A 25,605-nucleotide genomic window follows, 5' to 3' on the forward strand; every position below is an offset into this window, starting at 1 on the left:
AGGACCTCCTGAAACAAGGGAGATCCGGGCGTGCTGAATGAAGTGTGAACAGGCAGTGGCGCAAAACTGGCGGAAATGCCAACCCGTCCCTTCGCTGGCATGACCCAGATCAGGTTCAAAGGGTTCGGCTTACGCCATCTCAGCCCTCACGGGACACCCCTCGGTTTGGCCCCTGTTATACGACATTCCTTTTTTGATTACAATGCTGTGAATTTTATGAGAAAAGGTGACGTTGTCACGGATGAATGTCGCGTGAAAGGGCTTTTGTGCATCGTGGTAGCCCGGCGGCGGCTGATGCCTTACCGGGCGCGTATTATCAAAGGATCAGTGAAACTCTACCCAGCTGGCGCCGCTGTCTGCTGAACGTACGCACTTCTCGACCCAGTGCACGCCGAGCGCCCCGGCTTTGGCATCTGGATACCAGAAGTTTTCCAGCAAAGCAGCGTCGCGGCGGTCGGTCGCATCCATGGCGATGGCAAAGCGGCGATACAGATTCGACCAGGCCTCAAACAGCCCTTCGGGATGGCCGCCGCCGATCCGGTCGTCCTGGAGGGCCAGCGGGTCAAGATAGGACATTCCGCGTTCGAGGATGCGCACCGGCTCGCCCTGAATTTCGTAGCGCAGCTGGTTCGGCTGTTCATCCCACCACTCCAGGCTGGCTTTCTCCCCGACGATGCGCACTTTCTGTCCGTGCATTGAGCCGCTGTTGACCGCCGAGCACCACATCGACCCTACGGCGCCGTTGTCGTACTCCATCAGCACATGCGCGTTATCTTCCAGCGGCGCGCGGCTTTTGACAAAGCTCTGACGGGAGCACATCAGGCGAGTGATATTAAGCTTCGGCGCCATCGTCTCCGCCAGGAACAGCGGGTGGGTGGCCAGATCGCCCAGCACGTAGCTGGGACCAACAAATTTCGGGTCCACCCGCCAGCGGGTGCTGGGGTTATCCTGCTCTACCGGCTGGTTATGGAAACCGTGGGCGAACTGCATATTGATGATGCGGATCTCGCCCAGCAGCCCCTGTTCAATCATCTGCCGCGCCTGCAGAATCAGCTGATGCCCGGCGTAGCCGTAGGTGACGCCGATGATTTTGCGCTGTTTTTCGCTCAGGGCCACCAGCGCATCGGCCTCTTCGCCGGTAAAACAGAGCGGTTTTTCGCAGACCACATGCAGTCCGGCCTCAAGCGCCGCGCGGCAAATGGCATAGTGGGTGTTATTCGGCGTGGCGATAGAAACCGCTTCAATGCCGTCTTCCCGCGCCGCTTCTTCGCGAAACAACGTTTCGTAGTCGGGGTAACAGCGACCGGCCTCGACGCCCAGCTGCTGGCCAAACTCGCGCCCGCGCTCAGCGTCAATATCAAAAGCCCCGGCCAGCAGGGTAAACGAACCGTCGCGCAGCGCCGCGGAGCGGTGAATATAGCCAATCTGGCTGCTTCCGCCGCCGCCCACCATGCCCCAGCGTAAGGAGCGGCCAACAGGTTTAATACCGTTAATCATCTGTTTTCTCCCGATTAAAACCCAACGGAGCGCAGGTAGCGCAGGCTTTCCGTGACCGCCTGCAGGCTGCCCTCGACGTTGCGCGGATCGCGCTCTTGCTCAATGGTGATCCAGCCCTGATAGCCGCGCTTATCGAGAAAGGCGCGCACCGCCGGATAGTCAATGGCGCCGCTGCCGAGCGGGCACATCACCCCCTCTGCGCAGGCGGAGAAGAAGTCGATGTCGCGGGAAATCACGCTCGCGAACACCTTCGGGTCAACATCTTTAAAGTGCAGGTAGTCAAGACGGTCAAAATGGCGATCCAGCCAGATAATGGGGTCCATGCCCGAATAGTAGAGGTGGCCAGTGTCGAGACACAAACCGGCCACCTTATGGGGAATTTGCGTCGCCAGCAGGTCGATTTCATCGGCAAACTCGATGCAGCCGCCGGCATGCGGATGGATTACCGGACGCACGCCGTACTCCTGCCACGCCAGTTTGCTGATAGTGATAATGTGGTCGATCATCCGCTGCCAGTCGGCGGGTGACAGACGGGGGGCCAGCTCGCCGCGTCCGGCATATTTCGCCCGCTGCGGATTGCCGAAATCAATAATGACCAGATAAGGCGGCTGAAAGGGGTTGCCCGGCGTCTTTTCCGCGGCCGGTACCTGCGACAGATTGCGGCAGAGGTTATGCGTCAGTTCGACAATATTCGCGAAGTTCTCTTCGCTAACCAGATCGTCAAAGATCGTTCCGGCAACCAGCGACAGCCCCTGTTTAGTCAGCGCGGCGCTGAGTTCATCGGCTCGGGTCGGCAGATAGCTCCACGGGCCCAGTTCAATGCTTTTATAACCGGCCGTCGCCGCTTCTTCCAGCACCTTGGACCATGGCGGCAGGTACGGGTTTTTGGGATCATCGACGCCCCAGCTGCACGGCGCGTTGGCAATATGTATGGTCATGATGGCTTCCTTTTCTGATGAGGAGAAAACATGACCAGTATTGAATGAAAATTTCATATTCAACAATGATGAAATTTAAATTCTTTGATGGGATTCAAGATTTATTTTGATAGTTTAAATGATGGTTTTTTATCAAATATAGGGCTGAAGCGGGGCGCGGCGACTAACCCGCGCCTGCGGCAATCAGAGGTTTTCTTTGGTGAGGAGGTCAAACGGCTGCAGAGCGTTGATAAACGTCGCCTGCGGTTGGCTGGCCGCCTGGATAAAGGCGTTAATTGTGGCCGCAGCGAAGTCGCTAAGCCGGTGCGCAAGCATAAGATCGACGGTGCCGTCGATTAACGCCAGCTCGCCGTTGTCTATCGGGCCATGGCAAATCAGGGTGACCTGGTGTTGGCGTTGGCGAGCACGCAGGGCGTCGACAATACCTTCCACGCCGCCGCAGGGCGCGTAAATGGCCTTCAGATCGGGGTACTGTTGCAGCATCTCTTCCGTCACCTGGCGCGCGACATCGGCGCGTTCGTGGTTGCGCACAGGTTCAAGCACCCGATCGCCTTTGCCCTGTTCGCGCAGGTAGGAGCGGAAACTTATCTCGCAGCTTTCCTGACAAATAAACCGATTATCGCCGACGATAATCCCAATTTTGCCGTCGCCGTGACAGAGCCTGTCCACCGCCCAGCCGGCGGTGCGGCCTGCTTTCTGGTTATCCAGCCCGATATAGCCGGTACGCTGGGGAATGCTCATATCGGAGAGCAGGGTGAAGACGTGCACCCCTTTATCAATCGCCTGAATGAGGGCATGGCGGATAAGCGGATTATCCAGCGCCACAATGCCGATCACATCCACTTCAGCGCTCAGGCGGGCGATCGCGGCGGCCATATCGTCGATGGCGTTAATATCATAATGCAGAAAAACGGGGGCCTGCGTCGGGCTATGCCACGCGAGAGCCGCCTGTTCAAGCGCCTGCGCCAGCTGTTGATAAAACGAGTGTGATGGCTGCAGCAGGATAAACCCCATTCTGAGGGCTATCGCCGGCCGGCCGGCAGCCAGCCGATAGTGGGATTGCTCAAGCGCGAAACCTAATCGCCGCGCGGACTCGAGTACTTTACGTTCGGTGCTCTCTTTGACCGCGGCCCGTTTATTGAGCACTCTGTCTACCGTCGCAATACCCACTCCGGCGTCTCTGGCTATGTCGGTCATGGTCACTTTTTTCGCTGACATCGGTCTCTTCCTTTGAGGTTATTGATAAAAATCTATCATTATTTGCGCGCGCAAAAAGCGAAGCCACTCAGGGTTTATAAAAAAATGGCCAAGCGTCTGCTTCATTGAGCTGATATTCAGACGGCGGGGACTACACTAAGTGAATCACTAACAATGGAACAGGATGCCATGACCTATTCACTCTCGAGAAAATTCCTCGCCGCCACCTCCGCGCTGCTGCTGCTTTCAATGAGCGCGGTACCGGCTAGCGCTGGCGACAGCACCGAAGCTGTCTCTCCGCTCAACGCCGCGAATGGCTTAAGCGAAGCGGCAAAGCAGTACCTCCTGCATTATCCCTCCCGCAGCGGCGTTGACGGTAAAACCGTCCGCGAAGATACCGCCGCGGTATTTATTCCCTTTGGCGCGACGCCGGAAGGGGGATGGCCGGTGGTGGTCTGGGCTCACGGTACCGTGGGCGTGGCGAACCACTGCGCGCCGTCATTAAACCCGCGCAGCGATCGCGATAAGCAGTATCTGAATACCTGGCTGTCGCTGGGCTACGCGGTGGTTGCGCCGGATTACGCCGGGCTGGGCTCTGCTGGCCTGCACCATTATCTTAACGCCCGTGGCGAAGCGTGGAGCGTTCTTGATGGCGTTCGCGCCGCCCTGAAGCAGTTTCCGCTTAAGAATGAGCTTATTCTGGTAGGGCAGTCGCAGGGCGCTCACGCCGCGTTCGCCAGCGCGGGCTATCAGCCGGAATATGCGCCGGAACTGAACGTTCGCGCGACGGTACTGACCGGTACGCCTTATTTTGAGAAAGGAACCACCGCCGCCGACGTGCTTCCACCGGCAGGCGGCAAAGCGCCGACCGGTGGCGACCCGAAAATACCTTATATTTTCTATATTTATCTTTCTGCCGCCGACAGCAACCCGCAGCTTAATCCGGCTGATTATTTCCAGGATAACGCGCTGCCGCTGCTGAAAGAGGCGAGCAATTTATGCATTACGCCGTTAAACGATGAGGTCATGAAGGCCGGTCTTAATGCCGCTAACTCACTTAAGCCGGGAATAGATTCCCTGTTAAACGCCAGCGTGGGCAGCATGCTTTATCCGACCCTGAAAATCGATCATCCGGTGTTTATCGGTATTGGCGGCGCGGATATCAACGTGCCGACGGCGATGCAAAAACGCTTTGCCGATGCGGTAAAAAGCGCGGGAACCCGGGCGGAGGTACATATTTACGAAGGCCTGGATCATAGCGGTACGGTTAACCCGTCTTTACGCGACTCGGTGCCGTTTCTGATTAAGACGCTGAACGATAAGCGATAGTGCCGGCAAGCCGCCCTGAGCGATAGGGCGGACTTCGATTACCAGTATTTGGGGATCAGATACCCATACATCACGACCGCGACAACAATCATGAGCGTAATAATCAGCCAGTCCGCTTTTAGTGTTTTTACTGCGTTCATAAGTTCCTCTTTTTTCAATGAATCATCGTGCAACCTTATCGCCGCCGCACGCGATAGAAGGTGATGAAGATCACACATTAAAAATTGTCATACAAATAAAGCGTGTCGATTTTTAAATATTGTTAGCAATATTTTGTCCGCTCATTCGTCTACCTCAGCACAGGCTAATATTCACGAGCATTATGAGGACAACAGAAGATGAGAGATTTCGATATGCACGGTCAGCACCACCATCAGCGCTTTGGCCGTCACAGAATGGCAAAACCGCTTATTATCGGCGTGGCGTTAATCGCCGTACTCGGGCTGGTGGTAATGTCGCTGTGGAATGCGCTGCTGCCGGCAATTCTAGGTGTGAAGAGCATCGGTTTCTGGCAGGCGTTAGGGATTCTGGCGCTGTCGCGGATCCTGTTCGGCGGCCTCGGTTTTCGGCCGGGCATGTTTGGCATGGGGCACGCCCGGCGTCGGATGCACGAACGCTGGATGAACATGAGCCCCGAGCAGCGCGAGGAGTTTGCTCAGCGCTTCGGCCGCCGCGGGCATCACGGCCCCTGCGGCTGGCGCGACCGCCGCGGCGAGCATGGGCCGCAGCAAGAGAGTCCGGCTAAAAACGCGGATCCCGAGTGAACACAATGAAAAACGGCATCGTGGCGGAGTCACGGCTTGTTTCCGCCCTCAACGCCTGCCGTTCGCGGCTGAAGGCTTTTATCCGCGGACGGACCCCGCTGCGCGATGAGGCGGACGATATCCTGCAGGAAGTGACGTATCAGCTCATTCGCGTCGAGCAACCGGTGGAGAATATCGCCGCCTGGTTGTTCCGGGCGGCGCGCAACGAAATGACCGACAGGGCGAGGAAAAAACGCGAGCTGCCGCTGGCGGGTGGCTTCAGCGAGGAGGAAGAGGGCGATTTTCCCGAGGACGAGCTGGCCGAAACGCTGTTTGGCGTGCCGCAAACGCCGGAGGATGAGTATCTGAAAGCGCTGCTCTGGGAGGAGCTAAACCAGGCGCTTTCGGAGCTGCCGCCCGCCCAGCGTGAGGCATTTGAGAAAACCGAACTGCAGGGGTATAGCTACCGGGAGCTGGCCGAAGAGTCCGGCGTCAGCGAACAGGCGCTGCTCTCGCGTAAGCATAAAGCCGTTCTCTACCTTCGCACCCGCCTGCGTAGCCTGTACGATGAGCTCCTGGCCGGTTAGGCGTATTCCGGCCCCTTTCACAGGGCGCCGGATGATGATGGCTTATAGCCCCAGGCCGTGAGGAACACGCTAATCGCGCACTCGGCGAGAGGCTCCAGCGTTTCTGCCGCCAGCGCATTTTGCGCAATTAAGGCTCCCGGCAGCGGATAGCCCATAATCGCGCCGAGAAACGCCGTCGCCTGGAGCTGCGGGTCGCTGAGGGTCAGCTGACCCTGATCTCGTTTCTTAGCGAGGATATCGCTGAGCGCCTGCAATACGCGTCCTGAGGGGCGTTGTTCGAGCGTGACGTAAAGCTCGGGCTTCTGCACCAGCACCTGGATAAGCAGGCGTTGAAAGTGAATATTCTCCGGCGCATAAAAGTGTTGTTGCACCACTTTCGCAAACCCCCGCAGCAGCGCCGGCAGATCCTGCTGGCTGTCCTGTAGAAGCTGTTGCAGGGGCGGCTGCATAGCGTCGTTGAGAAAGGCGAACGTCTCCAGCAGCAGCGCGTCTTTTCCGCCGGGGAAATGGCTGTACAGCGTCGGTCGCGTGGTTCCCGCTTCGGCGGCGATGGTATCGAGAGACACATCAAGACCGTGCTGCAGAAACAGCGCCCGGGCGGTTTGTAAAATGCGTGGGCGGGCTTTCATCGGCCGCCCGCGTTGATTTCCCATCAGTTGAGTCCTTACCGTTTGCGCCCTTTAAGGCGCATCATTCCTTGCTGTACCAGCAGGAAAAAGAGTGGAGCGAAAAACAAGGTCAGCTGCGTCCCGGTGAGTATGCCGCCGATGACCGCGGCGCCTGTCTCTCGTTGGCTGGAAGCCCACGCGCCGGTAGAGAGTACCAGAGGGATTACGCCAACAACAAATGCGAGTGAGGTCATCACGATGGGGCGCAGGCGCGCGCTTCAGAGCCGCGTCGGGCAGTTTTTTCCTTGCTGAAACTGCGCCAGGGCGAATTCAACGATCACCCGGCTCAGCGGCTCCTGCAGGGAGCTGACGAGAAAGTGGCTCATATCGAGGCTGGTTGCGAGGGGGGATGAGCAGGAAACGCCTGCTCAGGATTTAAAACATGCCGTTGCCGCTGGCGGTTTTTTGCGGAACGTTCTGAGTCACGTCCCAGTGTTCAACGATTTTATGCTGCTCGTCGACGCGGAAGATATCGATAATCGCCCGCGTCACGCCCGGCTCGCGACCGGTGACCTCAACGTGCAGGATCACATGATCGCCATCGACAAACGCCTGCTTAATTTCACTGTGGGAGTCGGGATATTTGTTCTTGAGGAAGGCGATAAACTGCTGAAAGCCCTCCACGCCGTCTTTCGCCATCGGGTTATGCTGTATGTAGCGGTCTCCGAGATAGGGTCTGGCGGCGGCAAAATCTTTGTCATTTAACGCTTTATTATAAAAATCAATGACATTCTTTTTATTCAGCTGTTCATTTTCACTGTTTCCCGCAAAAACGACGGGCGTCAGAGCGCAGAACAAGGAAAAGGCGACGATCGATTTTTTCAACATAACATTCTCCGGTAGAGGCAGGTATGGGAATCAACCTCCCCAACGGCTTTTCAGGTAGTTAACGGCCTGCTGGGTTTGCGGCTGATTGAGGTAATTCTCTCTGAACAAAATCGTGCCCTGAATTTGCGGCATGGATTCATTCAGATCAAGCTGCTTTTTCAATTCCGGCACGCCGCCGTTAATCATCCAGTCGGGTTCGTTCTTCGACGGTTCGCCCACCTTGTACAGCGCCACGCCGATATAGAGGCGGGTATGGGTGGGTTTCACCACGTCAGCCCACCACTTTGCCAGCACGTCGTAGCGGGCCGCATCGCGGGCGAAGGGCCAGTAAATCTGCGGCGCGATGTAGTCCAGCCATCCCTGCTGCACCCAGAGACGGGTATCGGCATAGGACTCATCGTAGGCCGCCGCGCCGCGGGTGTCGGAACCGGCCGGATCGTGGGAGCGGTTGCGCCAGACGCCTGCCGGGCTGACGCCGAATTCAACCTCGGGGTTCAGCTGCTTGATGGTGCGGGAAACCTGCTCGATCAGCAGCTGGGTATTATGCCGCCGCCAGTCCGCCTTCGCGGCAAATCCCTGACCGTACTGCTGGAACGTCCGGCTGTCGTTCAGCGCCGATCCCGGCGATTCGGTGTAGAAATAGTCGTCGAACTGGACGCCGTCAACCGGGTAATGCTCCACGACTTCCGCCACGATACTGGTTATCCAGTCGCGCACTTCCGGGATGCCCGGATCGAGCACGAAGCGATCGCCGGAGGTGCGTATCCACTCGGGGTGCAGAACGTATACGCTGGCGGGAACCTTCGATAGCGTGCCGTTAAGCTCGGTGACGGTTTTCGGCCGGGTGTTGACCGAAACGCGATAGGGGTTAAACCAGGCATGAACGCGCATCCCGCGCTTATGGGCCTCGTCCAGCATGAATTTGAGCGGATCGTAGCCCGGATCCTCGCCGATTTTCCCGGTCAGCATATCGGACCACGGCAGGATCTTCGATGGCCAGAGCGCTGTGCCATCCGGTTTCACCTGGAAGAAGACGGTATTAATGCCGAGGCTCTTTAAATTGTCCAGCTTGGCAATCAGCGCCTGCTGCTGGAGGGCGATACGTCGGTCGGCCGTAATGCCGCCATTCACCGATTCCAGCGGCGGCCAGTCGAGGCGCGAAACGGTTGTCAGCCACACGCCGCGTACCGGCTCATGGCTTTTGGGTAACGTCGGTTGTCTGGTCGCGGGCGGCATGGGCGTGACGAGAGAAACGGGCGGTTTGCTGCCGCAGTGGGCCAACAGCAGCGCAGCAGCTATTGCTACGGCGGATATTTTCACCTTGTCCAGGAGAAACTTACGAGAGCGGATCGTCATGATATTAGCCAGTTTTTCTGGTCAGCGCACAAAAGAGTCATTTTCGTATTATTTGACCTTAAGTCAATAGTTTAGCCACGGATGCAGCGGCGAAAGCACGCAAGCTTCAGACGAATAAAACGCCTCTCGCGTCACGCAACGGTTTGCCATGATATATCATTGATATGCATTAAAACTTGATCCGTTCAGGGCGAGTATAAACAGGATTTATTAAAATTTGGTCAAACTATTGACCGTCAGCCCGCTGCGGCGAGTCAAACTGGATTAGCACAATGAACGACTCCTTATCACGCCATCATCTGTGGATATTCTTATTTTTAATTGCGGTGCTGAGCCTCGGTACAGGGCTTTGTTACTGGCAAATGCAAAAAAAAGTGGATAACGATATTCATGCGCGACTCCAACAGGCGATAGCCAGCCTTGATGTAACCGTTTCTCATGCGGAGCAGGCCGCTAATATGGCTGAGCCGTACTATGGGAAAAGCTGTAATGAGAATGTCCTGACGGAACTACGCACGCTGGTGGCCACTATTCCCGATGTGCGCACGGTGAATTTAGGTAAGGATAATGAAATATACTGTACCTCGGTTTATGGCGGACGAAAATTTCAGTTCGATCGCCGACAATATACGCATGGCGCTTTACGTCTGCTGAGCGGCAGTGAAATCACGCCGCTCCATCCTTTGATGGTTTACAGCGAACAGGACGGCCGGGGAAATACGATTCTGGTGGGCGTGGATGGCTATTATTTATACAATATTTTAAACGTTCTCGACGGCGACGCTCATCTGTATCTTCAGGTTGGCGACCGGGTAATGACCCACAAGGGGGAAGTGACGACAACCCCGGGTATTCTCGTTCCCGTACGCATGGAATCAGAGCAGTTTCACTATTCGGTTATTGCCGACCGCCACTACGCGTCCGGCCCCGGCGCATTTATCCGTTATGCACAACACACCCTTATCGCGATTATTCTGGCCTCCTTGCTGCTGACATTTTTGTTCAGAAACTACCTCCGCTACCGGAATACGATCGAGTATCAGCTCAGGCAGGCTATCGAACTTAAACAGCTCAAACCCTATATTCAGCCGATTATCGGCAACGACACCGGTCAGATCGTCGGCGGCGAAGTGCTGGTGCGCTGGGAGCATCCCAAACAGGGGTTTATTGCGCCGGATAAATTTATCTCCGTCGCCGAACAGACCGGCCTTATCAAAGAAGTGACGGCGATTTGCTTTGCTGAGGTGAGTCGCCAGCTCCGGCGACAGCAGTCCGTCATTCCCGCGGGGCTGTTTATCTGCTTTAACACCAGCTCGGTAAATTTTCAGGACGACGAAATTGTGACCCTGTGCCAGACGTTTACCCAGCAGATGAAAGCGGAAAAAGTACGCCTTGTCCTGGAAATAACCGAGCGGGAGTCGATTGCAAATACCCTGCAGACGTCAGCGGTGACGGACCAACTCAGGCGTATTGGCGTGCAGTTTTCGCTGGATGATTTTGGTACCGGGCACGCAAACTACAGCTACATCCAGCAGTTTAATCCGGAGATTATCAAAATCGATAAGGTGTTTACCTTCAACATTGTGACCAATAACGCTTCAGCGCTGGTGGTGATGAATATGGTCAATCTGGCGAAAAAATTTCATTGCCAGATTATTGCTGAGGGCGTTGAGGATAAGGAGCAGCTTGAGATGCTTAAAAATATGGGCATTACTCTCTACCAGGGCTACTACTTTTCAAAACCGGTGCCGGTTGATGAATTTATTAAGATGCTTCCGCGCACGTTTCTCCAGCGGAGAGAGGGCGAGTAAAGGCGGCTGTCCCGCCTTATCAAAACTCAGGAAATTAAAAGGTGATCGACTCGGCAAAACCGAGTCTTTATTGCCTCTTGCAACTGAAAGTTTGGCATGATTGAGAAACAACTCAACAACATGGAGGTTGTCTTGTTTGAATCTCATCTCAATATTTTTATCCGCGCGGTTTTTGTCGAGAATATGGCGCTTAACTTTTTCCTCGGTATGTGTACTTTTCTCGCTATCTCCAAAAAAATCGATGTCGCATTTCGTCTCGGCGTGACGGTAACCGCGCTGCTGGCCATAGCGACGCCGATTAACAACCTGATTTACAATCATCTGCTGAAAGAGAACGCCCTGATCGAAGGGGTCGATCTGAGCTTCCTCGATTTTATCACTTTTATCGGCGTTCTCGCGGCGCTGGTGCAGATCCTCGAGATGGTCATCGATAAATACTTTCATGCGTTGAACCATGCTTTAGGCCCGTTTCTGCCGTTATTAACCATTCACTGCGCCATTTTCGGCGCGACCATTTTTATGGTGCAGCGTGAATACAGCTTCTTCGAGTCACTCACTTACGGTACCGGGTGCGGTATTGGCTGGGCGCTGGCGATCGTGGCGCTGGCCGGTATTCGCGAAAAGCTGAAATACGCCAATATGCCGAAGGGGGTGCGCGGGTTAGGCAGCGTATTTATTACCGCCGGGCTAATGTCGCTGGGGTTTATGTCGTTCGCCGGCATCTCATTGTAACCGGAAAGGGAGGTTATTCTGCCGTCCAGACCCGGGGTCAGAGCGGCAGAATAGGTATGACCGGATTACCGTTTCGGCCACAGGCGTCAGTTTTGAGCTACCGGCTACTGCTGAAAGTTAAATGCGTCGGGATGGTTTTCCAGACTGCCGCTCAGGGCGGCAAAGAGCACCGTTTTACCATCGATGGAAAGATCGTCGCTAACGTTAAGCCAGGTCAGTTTCTCCTGGGCGGTTTTTTCATCAACGCTAGAGAAAAGACCGGTCATCTGTCTGGATTTTTCAGACCATAGCACTGCGAAGCGTTCCGCCGCGCAATCATGCGGTTTACAGACGCTGAGTACCTGGTAAGTCTCCGCGCCAAGCTTCACTGTTCTGGCTGGCGAGGCGGTACCGCCCGTACTTATCCAGGCGGGCAGAGTGTGACCTTTTACCATTTGACTAAAGGCTGCCGGTTCCTTTTTGACCAGACTGTCCAGCGTAATATCGTCTTGTGCCATGGCGTTGGTTGCTGCAGCCAGCAAAATGATAGCGGTTAATTGTTTAAGCATAAAATAGCTCCTGCGAACTTTCTGATTCCGTTTAATGTCCGGGGATAGCCCGGCGAGCGCCGGAATGCCGGGAGTCAAACTATAAGACATTTCTTATTAGGTGTTTTTGGTTTGAACCCAAAAAGCGTGAATAAGCCCTGGAATATAGCCGAGGATAGTTAAAATAATATTGAGAATGAAAGCCCAGCCGAACCCTTTACCCAACAACACGCCGAGTGGGGGTAGAATAATCGTCAAAACAATTCGCCAAAAACCCATAATATCTCCCTGCTTAGTGAGTTAGCTCATGTTTATTTTAGCGGTTACGTCTGGTTTTGCAAATTTTAACTTTTTGAATAATAAGACTGCTAATATTACCAGCACCCTGATACTACATATTTAATAAAGAGAAAAGTCGCAATTCACCAATCTGACATATATAAGATTATTCTATAATATCGCTTACATCAATCGTGCTGACGGAGCAAGAGTGCTCCAGAGTAAACATGTTTAAACGTCAATAAGGAATGCAGGTAACGAGGCGGGAAGTGCGCTACACTCGCAGGCAGTTTTATCCAATCGTGAAATGGCGGCGGCATGGACAACATCATCCTGTATAAAGTTATCGTCATCATGGTCATTGTCTGGTGGGGCTGGAGCATACTGAAAAGTAAGCAGAAACAGAGGAGCCTGGAGCCCGCCATTGCGCAGGCGAATGCCAGAGAGCGTTATCAGTGGCGTTATTTCAGATGGGGCTGGAGAGTTTTGCAAATCGTCTGCGGTTTGTATTTGCTGATCATCCTTATCCAGTTCCTTGTACGCTGCTAGCGTTTGTCGCTGCGGCGTGCGAATAGAGCACGACACAGCGACGATCTCTCTTATGCTACCCCGGTGCCGCCGTCAGAGCACCAGACCTGACCAGAAGCGTAGGAGCAGGCGTCGGAAGCCAGGAGTACGTAAAGGGGCGCTATCTCAACCGGCTGTCCCGGTCTGCCGAGCGGCGTATCCCCGCCAAACTGCTGAACCTTCTCCTGCGGCTGGCCGCCGCTTGACTGCAGAGGCGTCCAGTAGGGGCCCGGCGCCACGGCATTAACGCGGATACCGCGCGGACCCAGCTGCTTGGCCAGCGATTTCGTAAACGCAACGTTGCAGGCTTTGGTCTGGGCGTAATCCAGCAGGATCTCGCTGGGTTTAAACGCCTGGACGGAAGAGGTGTTGATGATAGCCGCGCCCTCAGACAGATGGCGGAGCGCGGCTTTTGTTATCCAGAATGGCGCATAAACGTTGGTTTTAAAGGTCGCGTCAAAGGCGGCGGTACTCAACGCCTCGATAGATTCACAATACTGCTGCCTGCCGGCGTTGTTAACCAGAATATCCAGCCCGCCAAGCTCCGCGACCGCTTTTTCGACCAGGGTATCGCAAAATGATTCAACCCGGATATCGCCGGGAATAGCGACGGCTTTTCTGCCCTCGGCCTGTATCAGCGCGATAACGGCAGCCGCGTCGGACTCCTCCTCCGGCAGGTAGCCGATCGCGACATCCGCACCTTCGCGCGCGAAGGCGATAGCCACTGCCCGGCCAATACCCGAATCACCGCCGGTAACCAGCGCTTTTTTCCCCACAAGCTTCCCGGAACCGATGTAGCTGGTTTCGCCGTGGTCGGGAAGGGGCTTCATTTCAGATGCCAGCCCCGGTGGTTGCTGCGGCTGCTCGACAAACGGCGGAAGTGGATAGTGTAGCGTTGAATTATTTCCTGTTGTCATACCGGCCTCCTTAATAAATGAAATTTAAGATTAGTCAATTATTGCGTCCGGGGGATAAAAGAAGCGTAAACCAGGAATAATTAACGACTTAAAACCAGGAATTATTTACCTGACTTTTAAGTCAACATGCATTACAGACAAGGTATTTATAAATAATACACTTAACGCCACCAGCGCACTTGGCGCATCCTGGTCTAATCTTATATTTCGTGCCGCGTTATCTGAATAAGTCGCCTGAGGACATTGAATGGAATCCATATCGTTTCACAAGCATTGGGGGGCGGAGTTTATTGCCGCTGACACTGTCCGTTTTCGCCTCTGGGCTGAAGGTCAAAAGAGAATGATGCTGAGCCTGAAGACGCGGGATATACCGATGGAAGCCGCGGGTGAGGGCTGGTTCCAGATTGACGTCCCCGGCGTAAAGCATGGCGATGAATATATGTTCCTTTTAGCCGACGGCAGGCGTATTCCCGATCCGGCCACGCGCGCGCAGCGCGATGATGTTAACGGTCCCTCGGTGGTTATCGACCCCAGGCTTTTTCAGCCGGTTAACGATGGCTGGCAAGGGCGGCCATGGGAAGAAACCGTCATCTATGAACTCCATCCGGGCACCTTTACGCCAGAAGGCACCTTTCTGGCCGCCATCGATAAGCTGCCTTATCTGGCAGAGTTGGGGATCACCCAGATAGAGATTATGCCCGTTGCCCAGTTTGGCGGTTCCCGAGGCTGGGGTTATGACGGCGTATTACTTTACGCTCCGCACGCCGCGTACGGCGCGCCGGAGGATTTTCACGCCTTTATTGACGCCGCTCACGGGTTAGGGCTTTCGGTGGTTCTCGATATCGTTCTCAACCATTTTGGTCCGGAGGGCAACTATCTCTCTTTGCTGTCGCCGGGCTTTTTTCATCAGAACCGGATGACCCCCTGGGGTAACGCTATCGCCTATGAAACCGAGGCCGTGCGGCAGTATATTACCGAGGCGCCGCTATTCTGGCTTACCGAGTACCATCTTGATGGGCTGCGCTTTGATGCCATCGATCAGATTGAAGATCGCTCCGCCAGGCATGTGCTGATAGAGATCGCCGAAAATATCCGCAAAGCCATCCCCGACCGCCATATCCACCTCACCACCGAAGACAGCCGGAACGTCATTTTCCTCCATCCGCGCGATGAGGACGGCCAAACGCCGCTATTTACCGCCGAGTGGAATGATGATTTTCATAACGCCGCCCACGTTTTCGCCACCGGCGAGACGCACGCCTATTATCAGGATTTTGCGCATCAGCCCGCCAGTAAGCTCGCAAGGGCGTTGGCCGAGGGATTTGTCTACCAGGGTGAGATTTCTGCGCAAACCGGGAAGCCCCGCGGCGTGTCCTGCGCAGCGCAACCGCCGCAGTTTTTTGTCGACTTTATTCAGAATCACGATCAGACCGGGAACCGTGCGCAGGGGGAAAGGTTGATCTCCCTTGCCGGCGCCGGGAAAACGCGCGTTTTGCTTGCCGCGTTGCTTCTGTCTCCGCATATTCCTTTGCTGTTTATGGGCGAGGAGTTCGGCGAGACCAATCCCTTTTTGTTCTTTACCGATTTTCAGGGTTCCCTCGCGAAGGCGGTACGGGAAGGGCGGGCGAAAGAGTTTGCCGGACACGCGGGACATGACGAATCCGTCCCGGACCCGAACGATCCCCGGACCTTTATCCGTTCTAAGCTCGACTGGCAGAAGGCGGCAAGCGAGGAGGGGAAATCCTGGCTGCGCTTCACGCGCAACCTCATCTTGCTGCGCCATCGCTATATCGTCCCGCTGTTGGCGGCAGGGGGCGCCGTCGAGGGCAAGATCCTGCACACGGAACCACAGGCGCTGGCCGTTAGCTGGCAATTTGCCGGCGGGACGCTCTCTGTGGCGCTGAATATCGGCGAGGAGCCGCTTGCGCTGCCGGCAATACCCGGCGAGGTCATTTTTAGCTGGCCGGAACAGCAGGAGGCATTAATGCCAAACAGTATTGTTGTCCGTTTTGCACATGGAGAAGCCTCAGTATGATCCCTTCTGCGACTTATCGTATTCAGTTCCGTAACGGCATGACTTTCGATCGCGCGGCGGCGCTGGCCCCCTATCTTCAGGGGCTCGGTATCAGCCATCTTTACGCCTCGCCGATATTTACGGCTACCACCGGCTCCACCCATGGCTATGATATTACCGATCCTAACGAGATCGACCCGGCCATAGGGGGCCGCGAAGGGTTTGACCGGATGGTAAAGGCGCTGCGAAATGCGCAAATTGGTCTAATCCTGGATATTGTGCCTAACCATATGGCGACCTCGCTGGAGAATCGCTGGTGGCGGGACGTTATCGAGCAGGGCAAGAACAGCCACTGGGCGAATTATTTCGACATTGACTGGACGCGTCCCGTTACGCTGCCGTTTCTGGGAGATACCTTTGAGGCGGAGCTGGAGAGCGGGGCGCTCGCACTGAAACGCGACCCTGAAACCGGGAAACCGGCGTTCATCTACTACGATCAGGCCTGGCCCCTGAATCCTCAAACCCTGGCGACAGGTGAGCAACTACTAACATCCCCTGAACGCGATGCCATTCTGGCGCTGCATGAGGCGCAAAGCTGGCGGCTGATGTCCTGGCGGGAAGCGCCCAGGCAGCTCTCCTGGCGGCGTTTTTTTGAAATTACCGGCCTGATTGGCGTCAGGGTTGAAGACCCTGCGGTATTTGACGACACCCATCGACTTATCCTTGAACTGGTGCATTCCGGCATCGTCGATGGTCTGCGTATTGACCATATCGATGGCCTTGCCGACCCGCTGGGGTATCTGCAGCGACTGCGCCAGGCAACCGGGCCAGAGTGCTACATTACGGTGGAAAAAATCCTTGCGAAGGGCGAACAGCTGCCCGCCGACTGGCCGGTGTCCGGCACCACAGGGTATGAGTTTATCGCTTCGCTGGCGGAAGTACTGGTGGATGACAATAACCTCGACCAGCTGCAGCAGGTGCATGACGACGCGCTCGGCGGAACGGTGGATCGCCGCAAAGCGCTGCGCGAGGCGAAAGGCCTGATGGCGGATCGCAATTTTGAGGGGGAATTTACCACCTTATTGAACCTGGCTCGCGAACTGGCGCAGCGTAACGGCATGGCGGTCGAGAGCGACGCGCTGCGCCACGCCCTGCGCGAACTGCTGCTGGCCTTCCCGGTCTATCGTACCTACGGCACCGCCGAAGGGCTGACCGCAGGCGATATTACGCTGTTAAACCGGGTGGTTGACCAGGTGAACGCCGAAGAAAACCGCCCCGATGCCAACGCGCTTAACGTTATTATCGCTATCCTGACCGGCAATCTGCAGGAGAGCTGCCTCGACATCGCTTCACACTTCAGGACCCGTTTTCAGCAGCTCACCGGGCCGTTAATGGCGAAATCGGTCGAGGATACGCTGTTCTTTCGCCATAACCTCGACCTGGCGCTGAATGAAGTTGGAGCCGATCCTACGCCTCGCGCCTTCTCTTTGTCTCGCTTTCATCAGGAGATGCGCATCCGTCTTGCCCGCCAGCCCGATGCGCTGCTGGGGACATCGACGCACGATACGAAACGCGGGGAAGATGCGCGCGCCCGGCTTTATACCTTAACGGAAGCCCCGCAGCTGTGGGGGGAAAACCTAGCGCGCTGGCGTCAGATGAATCAAACCCAGGTGCGTTTTTTGAACGACGGCACGGCGCCGAACGCGGCGGATACGTGGATGATCTATCAGGCGCTGGCGGGCGCATGGCCTGCAACGCTGTTGCCGGACGATGCCGAAGGGCTGAAATCGCTCGAAGCGCGTTTTCTCGCTTTTATGGAAAAAGCGCTGCGCGAGGCCAAGCAGAGAACCGACTGGATCGACAGCAATGAAAGCTATGAAAGCGTGGTGCTTAATTATGCGCAGCAGCTATTTTCTGCGGATAATTCGCGTTTTCTCAACGATTTTCACACCGCCTTACAGCCTTTTATCCGTGCCGGACTGGTAAACAGCCTCAGCCAGACGGTGATAAAACTGACCGCGCCCGGCGTGCCGGACATTTATCAGGGGAGCGAGGCGCTGAACTTCAGCCTTGTCGATCCGGATAACCGACGTGAACCCGATTTCGCCGTCCTTGCGCAAAACCTTCATACCCGGAATGCGGATCTGTTCACCCGCGAATCCGCCTGGCGAGACGGGCGCCTGAAACAGTACGTTACCGTTTCTTTTCTCCGATTGAGACAGCGGCATTCAGCGCTCTTCCATTATGGTGACTGGGTACCATTAAAAGTCTCCGGGGAGAGGGAGGATAATCTTATTGCCTACGCGCGCATCAGCGGAGAGGAGGCCCTGATCGTGGTGGTTCCTCGCCTGGCGTTTGACGTTGCGGCGCACGGATTGGCGGAATCTTCCGCAAGGTTATGGGGCAATACTGCGGTAACAATACCAGACGATCTGGCCGGGAAATGTTTTCGCGATGTGTTAAGCGGCGAGAGCCGCCTGGTGGAAACGTCCCTAGATCTGGCGTCAACTTCCGGGTGGTTGTTGACGCTTATTAGCGATGAGCAACGGGGAGAATAACGATGCGCAAGGAAAAAGCTTTTGAAATACGGCCCGGTGACAGCCAGCAGCTGGGGGCTAATTTTGACGGAAAAGGCGTTAACTTCGCGCTCTTCTCCGCGCACGCTGAACGGGTTGAGCTGTGCCTGTTTGATCCTTCAGGGAAAACGGAAATAGCCCGGCTGGAACTGCCGGAATATACGCACGAAATCTGGCACGGCTACGTGCCCGATCTTCAGCCTGGGGCGTTATATGGTTATCGGGTTTACGGCCCGTACGATCCGGAAAACGGGCATCGCTTTAACCCAAATAAACTGCTTATCGATCCCTACGCGCGGGAGCTGGCAGGCGATATCGCGTGGAACGAGGCGCATTTCGGTTACGAGCTGGGCCATGAGGAGAAAGACCTCAGCTTTGATACCCGCGATAGCGCGCCTTTTACGCCAAAATGTAAGGTTGTCGACCCGGATGCGTTCGACTGGCAGGGGGAAAATCGCCCCGACATTCACTGGCCGAATACGGTGATTTACGAAACGCATGTGAAAGGGTTTACCCAGCTTAATCCGGCGCTCCCCCCCGAGCTGCGCGGCACATTCGAGGGGCTTGGGCATCAGGCCTCCGTCGAGTATATCAAGAGCCTCGGCATCACTTCCGTTGAGCTGCTGCCCGTTCACTGGTTTCCCGATGACCAGCATCTGCTTGACAGGGGACTAAAAAACTTCTGGGGTTACAATACGCTGGGCTTCTTTGCCCCCGCGTCCCGTTACTATGGGCCCGCAGGTATTGCCGGATTCCGCAATATGGTGCGCGCTTTTCATGATGCCGGTATTGAGGTAATCCTTGACGTGGTTTACAACCATACCGCGGAGGGAAATGAGCTGGGCCCGACGCTCTCATTTAAGGGCATCGATAATTTCTCCTACTACCGGACGATGCCGGATCGGCATCGTTATTACATCAATGATACGGGGACGGGAAATACGGTGAATACGTCCCATCCCCGGGTGCTGCAGATGGTGATGGATTCGCTACGCTATTGGGCTCAGTCCATGCACGTTGACGGCTTTCGTTTTGATCTTGGAACTATTCTCGGCCGTGAACCGGAAGGGTTCGATCCGCGAGGCGGTTTTTTTGACGCCATAACCCAGGATCCCGTGCTGGCAAAACTTAAACTGATCGGCGAGCCCTGGGATATCGGCCCCGGCGGCTATCAGGTTGGCGGTTTTCCGCCAGGCTGGGGCGAGTGGAACGACAAATACCGCGATACGGTGCGGGAATACTGGAAGGGAGATAACGTATCTACCGATTTTGCCGCCCGTTTGCTGGGATCGGGGGATCTGTACGATTTACGCGGCCGCCGCCCGTGGGCCAGCGTCAATTTTATTACCGCTCATGACGGCTTCACGTTAAACGATCTGGTTTCGTATAACGAGAAGCATAATGAAGCCAACGGTGAGGATAATAACGACGGGCACAATGATAACCGTTCCTGCAATTATGGCGAGGAAGGGCCGACGGAAAATCAGGCTATCGTCGCGGTCCGCGAACGCCAGAAGCGTAACTTCCTCACCACGCTATTGTTCTCCCACGGCACCCCGATGCTACTGGCCGGGGACGAATTTGGCCGTACGCAGCAGGGAAATAATAATGGCTACTGTCAGGACAGCGAGATTTCATGGATCAACTGGGAAGCGCTGTCCGAAGATGACCACGCATTACGCCATTTCACCCAGCGCCTGATTGCGCTACGCGTGGAACAACCGCTTTTACGGCGTGAAAGCTGGCGCGATGGGCTCGAGATACGCTGGTTTAACGCCGGCGGCGGCTTGCAGCAATCTGAGCAGTGGGATGAAGGGTCAACGTTAGGCCTTGCCATCAGTCGACCCGACCTCGAAGAGGAGAAAGGGATCTGGCACGACGTTCTGATACTCTTCAATCCCTTTGAGGGCGATGTTGCGTTCCAGATACCGCAGTTCGGCGAAGGCGGCTGGGTTCTTGAGCTGTCGACCGCTGAAGAGAAAAGTGACGGCGTCACTATTACGGAAGCGATTAATTTTATTCTGGCCGGGCGCAGCATTGCGCTATTCAGACGGCCTTAGCGTACAGATAAACCCGGCGTTGAATGCCGGGTTTGTATTGTCATTATTGATGCAGCGGATGACCACTGGCAGCAAGGATGGATTCATGCATGGCTTCAGAAAGCGTGGGATGAGCAAAGATCATCGATAAGAGACTCTCATCTGTGGCCTCCAGATGATGCGCGATACCAAAACCCTGGATCTGTTCAGTGACCTGCTCGCCAACCATATGCGCGCCCAGCAGTTCGCCGGTTTCGGCGTCGAAAATAGTCTTAACAAAACCCTCCGTCTCACCGCTGGCCAGCGCCTTACCATTCCCCTGATACGCGAACTTACCAATCTTGATCGGCCGTCCCGTCTCGCGAGCCTTCGCCTCTGTCAAGCCCAGGCTGGCAACCTGCGGACGGGCATAGGTACAACCGGGCACGTAGTCGCGGTTAAGAGGGCGTATGCCTTCGATACCAGCCAGCGCCTCGACGCAGATCATGCCTTCGTGGCTGGCTTTGTGCGCCAGACACGGCGGGCCGGCCACATCGCCGATAGCATAGAGCCCAAAGACGTTGGTTCGGCAGGCGGCATCCGTCTTGATAAACCCGCGGTCCAACTCGACTCCCAGCGCTTCCAGCCCCAGGCCTTCCACATTAGGCTGTACGCCCGCTGCCAACAGCACATGTTCGACTTCCAGGGTCTGTTCGGCGCCGGTGGTTTTCAGGGCGCAGCGCACGCCCGTATCGGTGCGCTTTACCTGCGTCAGCAGAGTTTGGCTATGGACGTGTATACCGCGTCGTTCGAACGATTTACGCACGGTAGCGGATACTTCGGCGTCTTCAAGGGGCAGAATCTGCGCGGCTTGTTCGAGCAGCGTCACTTTGCTGCCAAGATCGTTATAAAGGCTGGCGAACTCCACTCCGATGGCCCCTGACCCGATAATTAATAGAGACTCCGGTAAGCGCTCAGGCTGCAGGGCCTCGAAATAGGTCCAGATTCGCTCGCCATCTGGCTCTACTCCTGGCAACGCTCGCGGCCGGGCGCCAGTCGCAAGGATCACATGATCAGCGCGATAGTCGCGCTCTTCCCCCTGGGGATCGGCGACCGTGACTTGCCCCTTACCACGCAGCCGGGCGGTGCCGGCTATGACCGTCACGCCATTTTTCTTCAACAGGTACTCGACACCTCCGGTAAGCTGTTGCGACACGGCGCGGCTAAACTGCACCAGTTTCTGCAGATCGAAACTCACCTCGCTGAGACTAAAACCCAGCCGATCGGCATGCGCAATACTGTGCGCCACCTCTGCGCCATGCAGCAGCGCCTTGGTTGGAATGCATCCCCAGTTCAGGCAGATGCCCCCTAAATGCTGCTTCTCCACTAATGCGGTACGAAGCCCTAGCTGGCCGGCACGAATGGCGGCGACATACCCCCCAGGCCCGCCACCTACTATCAGTACATCATATTTGTCGTGCATAGCTCGTCTCCCCGATAAACAACAGCGTCGGTGTTTCCACCAACCGCTTGAGCGCCTGGAGAAAAGCCGCGCCTGACGCCCCATCGATGACCCGGTGATCGCAGGACAGCGATACGGTCAGTTGATGGCGGACGACGATCTGTCCGTCGCGAACTACCGCTCGGGGCTCACCTGCGCCAATCGCAAGGATCGCGCCCTGGGGTGGGTTGATGATGGCGTCAAACTGCCTTACTCCGAGCATGCCCAGGTTTGACACGCTAAAGGTGCCGCCCTGGAACTCTTCGGGCTTGAGCATGCCCGCCCGGGCTTTGGTTATCAGAGAATGAACTTCGTTTGATATGTCGCTTATCGACCTGCTGTTGGCCGAACGTACGATAGGAGTAATTAACCCGTCTGGCAGCGCAACCGCCACGGAAATGTCGGCATCGGCAAAACGGCGTATGCTCTGGGTAGCCTCATCAAACTGTATGTTAACGTCCGGCACGGCTATCAGCGCCATGGCGCAGGCTTTAACCAGCATATCGTTAACCGAAATCTTGACGCCGGGTACTTCGCTGTTGATTTCCTTACGTAATGCTAAGAGTCGATCCAGGTCGAGATCGACGGTCAAACGGAAATGAGGTGCATGTTGCTTGGACATTTGCAAACGACCAGCGATCGCTCGCCGCATGCTGGACATCGGCAACGTCTCAAAGGCTGTCGCTGACGTGGTTTGTGGAGCCCCGGTCTGGGGTAGCCCATCCAGCAGCAAAGCGGCCGCCAGCACATCATCGCGACTCACCCGTCCAAGTGAACCGCTTTTGCGGCAGTCGTGCAGGTTGATCCCCAGTTTTTTGGCCAGACGGCGCGCCAACGGGGTTGCCGATACCTGGCTATCATCGGTATGCGAACGCGGCGCTTTGCCGGAACGAACTGGCGGCGGCGGAGAGGCGATGCGGCCGCCTGCGGCAACGATCGCGCTCTCCAGGTCAGCCACGGAGATACGCTCGCCGCGCCCGCTACCGTGGACCTTTTTCAAGTCAACGCCCAACCGCGCGGACAGACGTAACGCATGGGGAGTGGCATTCACCTGAGTCGGATCGGTTTTGCCTTGTAAGCTGATGGGTACCTCGGTCAGCCCAATGGATGCCGCAGGCTTATTGGCGGGGGCCGGTACAAAGGAGGGCGCCGCGGTCGCTACAGCAGGCTCGGTTGTCTGCATGACAGGAGCTGCTGGCTGCGCCGCGCCCAGACTGGCCGCGAAGGCATCCAGTTCAGCCTCGCTTACCGAAGAGTCAGCGACCAACGCTAAAACAGCGCCGACCGGGAGGGTATCTCCCACTCGGGCGATTATCCGCCGTAGCGTACCGGCGAAGGGGGCCTCCAGAACATTGACGATTTTACTGGTCTCAATTTCACAGATTTCCTGCCCTTTGGCGAAGCGGTCACCCTCCTGGATGGCCCACCGTGCGAGCACGCCTTCCTCCATTGAAAGACCCCACTTCGGCATTTCAAGTGTCCTGATATCGCTCATAGCTTAATCCTCCAGCACTTGACGGACGGCAGCTTCGATACGTTCAACGCCAGGGATCCAGAGTTTTTCGAGAGCAGGGGAGAACGGTACCGGGGTGTGTGGTGGTGTTACCAGAACAATAGGCGCTTTGAGGAAATGGAATGCCTGGGAAGCAATCAGCGCGGCGACATCATGAGCAAAGCCAAAACGCGCAGCTGACTCGTCGACAATGACCACGCGGCCTGTAGAAGCCACTGATTCCAGAATACCTTCTTCGTCCAGAGGCGAAATTGTACGTGGATCGACCACCTCCACCGAGATCCCCTCGCTGGCCAGTTTGTCGGCGACCTGGTTTGCTTTATGTACCATTGCCGACAACGCGATGATGGTGACATCCTCACCTTCACGGGTATAGTTGGCGACGCCCAGGGGAATGGTATAAATCTCGTCCGGTACCTCGCCCTTGAGGTCATAAAGCATTTTATGCTCGCAGAACACCACCGGATCGTCGTCGCGAATCGACTGGATCAGCAGCCCTTTGACATCATAAGGCGTCGATGGCACGACCACCTTGAGCCCCGGTGTGGTCGCAAAAATATTATAGGGTGACTGCGAATGCTGGGCTGCAGCAGAAAAACCAGCGCCGATCATGCCCCGCATCACCAGCGGCGCCTTCGCCTTGCCGCCAAACATATAGCGGAACTTTGCGGCCTGGTTGTACAGTGCATCATGGCTAACACCGAAAAAATCCATAAACATCAGCTCTGCCACCGGCCGCAGACCCGTTGCTGCGGCGCCGGCAGCCATGCCGACGATCGCCGACTCCGTAATGGGGGTGTCGATCACCCGGTCGGAGCCGAACTGCGTCCACAGCCCTTTAGTAACGCCGAGCACGCCTCCAAAGGCCTCTATCCTTGCTTCTTCGGGCGCATTTCCGCCGTGACCGCCACGCAAGTCTTCACCAATCAGAACGACACGTTCGTCGTGCTCCATTTCCTGGGCCAGGGCTTCCTTGACCGCTTCTCGATAGGTTTTTATAGGCATTGTGATCACCCTCAGTATGAGACGTAAACGTCTGTAAGCAGGTCTTCCGGAGCCGGGTAGGCAGCGGCGCGGGCTTTGAATACAGCATCATCGACAAGTGCTTCAACCGCCGCGTCGATCGCCGCCAGTTCCTCAAGGGAGATGTGTTGTTCGACCTTGGTGGTGAAAATCTTCAGCGGATCATGTTGTTCGCGCAGACGTTGAACTTCGCCCTCAGCACGGTAAAGCGCCGGATCGCCCTCAAAGTGACCGTGCCAGCGGAAAGCTTTGGCCTCAATGACGCTTGGACCTCCACCTTCTCGGGCGCGCTTGACCGCCTCTGCGGTGGCATCGTAAACGGCAAAGAAATCGGTGCCATCAACCGTCACTGCCGGTAAACCGAAGCCCGCGGCGCGCCCGGCGATATCACGACCACCGACGGCGTAGTCATGGCCCGTTCCTTCGCCATAACCGTTGTTCTCGAAAATAAAGATGGCAGGGAGTTGCAGCACGACTGCCATGTTAATGGCTTCAAATACCAGGCCCTGATTAGAACCGCCGTCACCAGTAAAAGAGACCCCAACGTTCCCGGTCTTAAGGGTTTTGGCCGTCAGCGCAGCGCCGATGGCTAACGGAGGGGCACCACCCACAATAGCGTTTGCACCCAGCATACCTTTCGACAGATCGGCAATATGCATAGAGCCCCCCTTGCCCCGGCATAATCCGCTGTCCTTACCGAATATTTCAGCCATCATGCCGTGAATATCGCAGCCTTTGGCAATACAGTGGCCATGTCCACGGTGCGTGGACCCAATAAAATCAGCGTTAGTCAGATTTTCGCAGACCCCCACCGCAATGGCTTCCTCACCGGTATAAAGGTGAATGAAGCCCGGAATATCACCGCTGGTGTTTTCCTGATGCAAACGCTCCTCAAACGTCCGGATTTCGCGCATCTTACGGTAAGCCTGGAGTAAAGCCTGTTTGTTAAGCATCACTTAATTCTCCTCAGTAACGGTCGTCAGG

24 protein-coding genes and 1 riboswitch are annotated in these 25,605 nt (G+C 56.0%); of the genes, 9 read left to right on the forward strand and 15 right to left on the reverse strand.

The genetic code is table 11. The annotated features are described in order from the left end of the window. Positions 1-69 precede the first annotated feature (69 nt). Positions 70-171, reverse strand: a riboswitch (TPP riboswitch). A 153-nt stretch (positions 172-324) separates the two neighbouring features. The 3 genes from KCG39_RS04855 to KCG39_RS04865 form a co-directional block, all read right to left on the reverse strand. Next, the gene (locus KCG39_RS04855; RefSeq protein ID WP_004120493.1) at positions 325-1,497 is read right to left on the reverse strand and encodes a Gfo/Idh/MocA family protein; all 1,173 of its coding nucleotides are present in this window, start codon (positions 1,495-1,497) and stop codon (positions 325-327) included. A gap of 14 nt (positions 1,498-1,511) precedes the next feature. Then, complete coding sequence (locus tag KCG39_RS04860) at positions 1,512-2,435, reverse strand: sugar phosphate isomerase/epimerase family protein (RefSeq protein ID WP_123829391.1); 924 nt, start codon at positions 2,433-2,435, stop codon at positions 1,512-1,514. Positions 2,436-2,618: 183 nt separating this feature from the next. Beyond that, positions 2,619-3,653 carry a LacI family DNA-binding transcriptional regulator gene (locus KCG39_RS04865; RefSeq protein WP_142468260.1) on the reverse strand — a complete coding sequence of 345 codons (1,035 nt, stop codon included), beginning with the start codon at positions 3,651-3,653 and terminating at the stop codon, positions 2,619-2,621. A gap of 168 nt (positions 3,654-3,821) precedes the next feature. Between KCG39_RS04865 and KCG39_RS04870 the strand changes: the two genes are divergently transcribed. After that, positions 3,822-4,961 (forward strand): alpha/beta hydrolase, encoded by a 1,140-nt coding sequence (locus KCG39_RS04870; protein ID WP_087829343.1) that lies wholly within the window; start codon positions 3,822-3,824, stop codon positions 4,959-4,961. A gap of 38 nt (positions 4,962-4,999) precedes the next feature. Here KCG39_RS04870 and ykgR read toward each other — a convergent pair whose 3' ends face one another. Continuing rightward, positions 5,000-5,101 carry a small membrane protein YkgR gene (gene ykgR, locus KCG39_RS27960; protein WP_004120489.1) on the reverse strand — a complete coding sequence of 34 codons (102 nt, stop codon included), beginning with the start codon at positions 5,099-5,101 and terminating at the stop codon, positions 5,000-5,002. A gap of 198 nt (positions 5,102-5,299) precedes the next feature. Between ykgR and KCG39_RS04875 the strand changes: the two genes are divergently transcribed. Together KCG39_RS04875 and KCG39_RS04880 are read left to right on the forward strand one after the other, a co-directional pair. Beyond that, positions 5,300-5,725, forward strand: coding sequence for an HMG-box domain-containing protein (locus KCG39_RS04875; RefSeq protein WP_004120488.1), 426 nt, complete (start codon positions 5,300-5,302; stop codon positions 5,723-5,725). Positions 5,726-5,730: 5 nt separating this feature from the next. Next, positions 5,731-6,291, forward strand: a complete 561-nt coding sequence (locus KCG39_RS04880) for an RNA polymerase sigma factor (protein WP_049114469.1) — start codon at positions 5,731-5,733, stop codon at positions 6,289-6,291. Between the two features lie 17 nt (positions 6,292-6,308). Here KCG39_RS04880 and KCG39_RS04885 read toward each other — a convergent pair whose 3' ends face one another. The 4 genes from KCG39_RS04885 to KCG39_RS04900 form a co-directional block, all read right to left on the reverse strand. Continuing rightward, complete coding sequence (locus KCG39_RS04885) at positions 6,309-6,944, reverse strand: TetR/AcrR family transcriptional regulator (protein WP_004120479.1); 636 nt, start codon at positions 6,942-6,944, stop codon at positions 6,309-6,311. A gap of 11 nt (positions 6,945-6,955) precedes the next feature. After that, a complete protein-coding gene (locus KCG39_RS04890) occupies positions 6,956-7,153 on the reverse strand; it encodes an efflux RND transporter permease subunit (RefSeq protein ID WP_032741851.1) in 198 nt (65 codons plus the stop codon). Positions 7,154-7,334: 181 nt separating this feature from the next. Then, positions 7,335-7,787, reverse strand: coding sequence for a nuclear transport factor 2 family protein (locus tag KCG39_RS04895; RefSeq protein ID WP_049112116.1), 453 nt, complete (start codon positions 7,785-7,787; stop codon positions 7,335-7,337). A 30-nt stretch (positions 7,788-7,817) separates the two neighbouring features. Beyond that, positions 7,818-9,143, reverse strand: coding sequence for a glycoside hydrolase family 10-like protein (locus KCG39_RS04900; protein WP_142446537.1), 1,326 nt, complete (start codon positions 9,141-9,143; stop codon positions 7,818-7,820). Between the two features lie 272 nt (positions 9,144-9,415). Between KCG39_RS04900 and KCG39_RS04905 the strand changes: the two genes are divergently transcribed. Then, on the forward strand, positions 9,416-10,954 hold the full coding sequence (locus tag KCG39_RS04905; RefSeq protein WP_049112113.1) for an EAL domain-containing protein: 1,539 nt from the start codon (positions 9,416-9,418) through the stop codon (positions 10,952-10,954). A 120-nt stretch (positions 10,955-11,074) separates the two neighbouring features. Then, entirely contained in the window at positions 11,075-11,686 is a 612-nt protein-coding gene (nqrE, locus tag KCG39_RS04910) for an NADH:ubiquinone reductase (Na(+)-transporting) subunit E (protein WP_032742122.1), read from the forward strand. A 104-nt stretch (positions 11,687-11,790) separates the two neighbouring features. Here nqrE and ivy read toward each other — a convergent pair whose 3' ends face one another. Together ivy and KCG39_RS04920 are read right to left on the reverse strand one after the other, a co-directional pair. Next, positions 11,791-12,234, reverse strand: coding sequence for an Ivy family C-type lysozyme inhibitor (ivy, locus tag KCG39_RS04915; RefSeq protein WP_004120472.1), 444 nt, complete (start codon positions 12,232-12,234; stop codon positions 11,791-11,793). A gap of 96 nt (positions 12,235-12,330) precedes the next feature. Then, positions 12,331-12,492, reverse strand: a complete 162-nt coding sequence (locus KCG39_RS04920) for a YqaE/Pmp3 family membrane protein (RefSeq protein ID WP_004120471.1) — start codon at positions 12,490-12,492, stop codon at positions 12,331-12,333. Between the two features lie 318 nt (positions 12,493-12,810). On the opposite strand from KCG39_RS04920, the gene KCG39_RS04925 reads away from it, so the two are divergent. Continuing rightward, positions 12,811-13,041, forward strand: coding sequence for a hypothetical protein (locus KCG39_RS04925; protein WP_004120470.1), 231 nt, complete (start codon positions 12,811-12,813; stop codon positions 13,039-13,041). Between the two features lie 50 nt (positions 13,042-13,091). Here the strand turns inward: KCG39_RS04925 and KCG39_RS04930 are convergent, their stop codons facing one another. Next, positions 13,092-13,976, reverse strand: a complete 885-nt coding sequence (locus KCG39_RS04930; protein ID WP_004120468.1) for an SDR family oxidoreductase — start codon at positions 13,974-13,976, stop codon at positions 13,092-13,094. Between the two features lie 247 nt (positions 13,977-14,223). Here KCG39_RS04930 and treZ point away from each other — a divergent pair, with 247 nt between their 5' ends. The 3 genes from treZ to glgX are packed head-to-tail and all read left to right on the forward strand — an operon-like array spanning position 14,224 to position 20,626. Then, positions 14,224-16,011, forward strand: a complete 1,788-nt coding sequence (gene treZ / locus KCG39_RS04935; protein ID WP_142446538.1) for a malto-oligosyltrehalose trehalohydrolase — start codon at positions 14,224-14,226, stop codon at positions 16,009-16,011. Continuing rightward, on the forward strand, positions 16,008-18,548 hold the full coding sequence (treY, locus tag KCG39_RS04940) for a malto-oligosyltrehalose synthase (RefSeq protein WP_049123011.1): 2,541 nt from the start codon (positions 16,008-16,010) through the stop codon (positions 18,546-18,548). The genes treZ and treY overlap by 4 nt, the downstream gene beginning before the upstream one ends. 2 nt (positions 18,549-18,550) lie before the next feature. Beyond that, positions 18,551-20,626, forward strand: a complete 2,076-nt coding sequence (gene glgX, locus KCG39_RS04945; RefSeq protein ID WP_142446539.1) for a glycogen debranching protein GlgX — start codon at positions 18,551-18,553, stop codon at positions 20,624-20,626. 43 nt (positions 20,627-20,669) lie between these two features. Here glgX and lpdA read toward each other — a convergent pair whose 3' ends face one another. The 4 genes from lpdA to KCG39_RS04965 are packed head-to-tail and all read right to left on the reverse strand — an operon-like array spanning position 20,670 to position 25,574. Next, the gene (gene lpdA / locus KCG39_RS04950) at positions 20,670-22,067 is read right to left on the reverse strand and encodes a dihydrolipoyl dehydrogenase (protein WP_142446540.1); all 1,398 of its coding nucleotides are present in this window, start codon (positions 22,065-22,067) and stop codon (positions 20,670-20,672) included. Then, positions 22,051-23,580, reverse strand: coding sequence for a 2-oxo acid dehydrogenase subunit E2 (locus tag KCG39_RS04955; RefSeq protein ID WP_004120456.1), 1,530 nt, complete (start codon positions 23,578-23,580; stop codon positions 22,051-22,053). Before KCG39_RS04955 ends, lpdA begins: the two co-directional genes overlap by 17 nt. Positions 23,581-23,583: 3 nt before the next feature. Then, a complete protein-coding gene (locus KCG39_RS04960; protein ID WP_142446541.1) occupies positions 23,584-24,603 on the reverse strand; it encodes an alpha-ketoacid dehydrogenase subunit beta in 1,020 nt (339 codons plus the stop codon). An 11-nt stretch (positions 24,604-24,614) separates the two neighbouring features. Further along, on the reverse strand, positions 24,615-25,574 hold the full coding sequence (locus tag KCG39_RS04965) for a thiamine pyrophosphate-dependent dehydrogenase E1 component subunit alpha (RefSeq protein ID WP_170100451.1): 960 nt from the start codon (positions 25,572-25,574) through the stop codon (positions 24,615-24,617). Between the last annotated feature and the right edge of the window lie 31 nt (positions 25,575-25,605).

The organism is Klebsiella pasteurii, assembly GCF_018139045.1.
Lineage (GTDB): Bacteria > Pseudomonadota > Gammaproteobacteria > Enterobacterales > Enterobacteriaceae > Klebsiella > Klebsiella grimontii.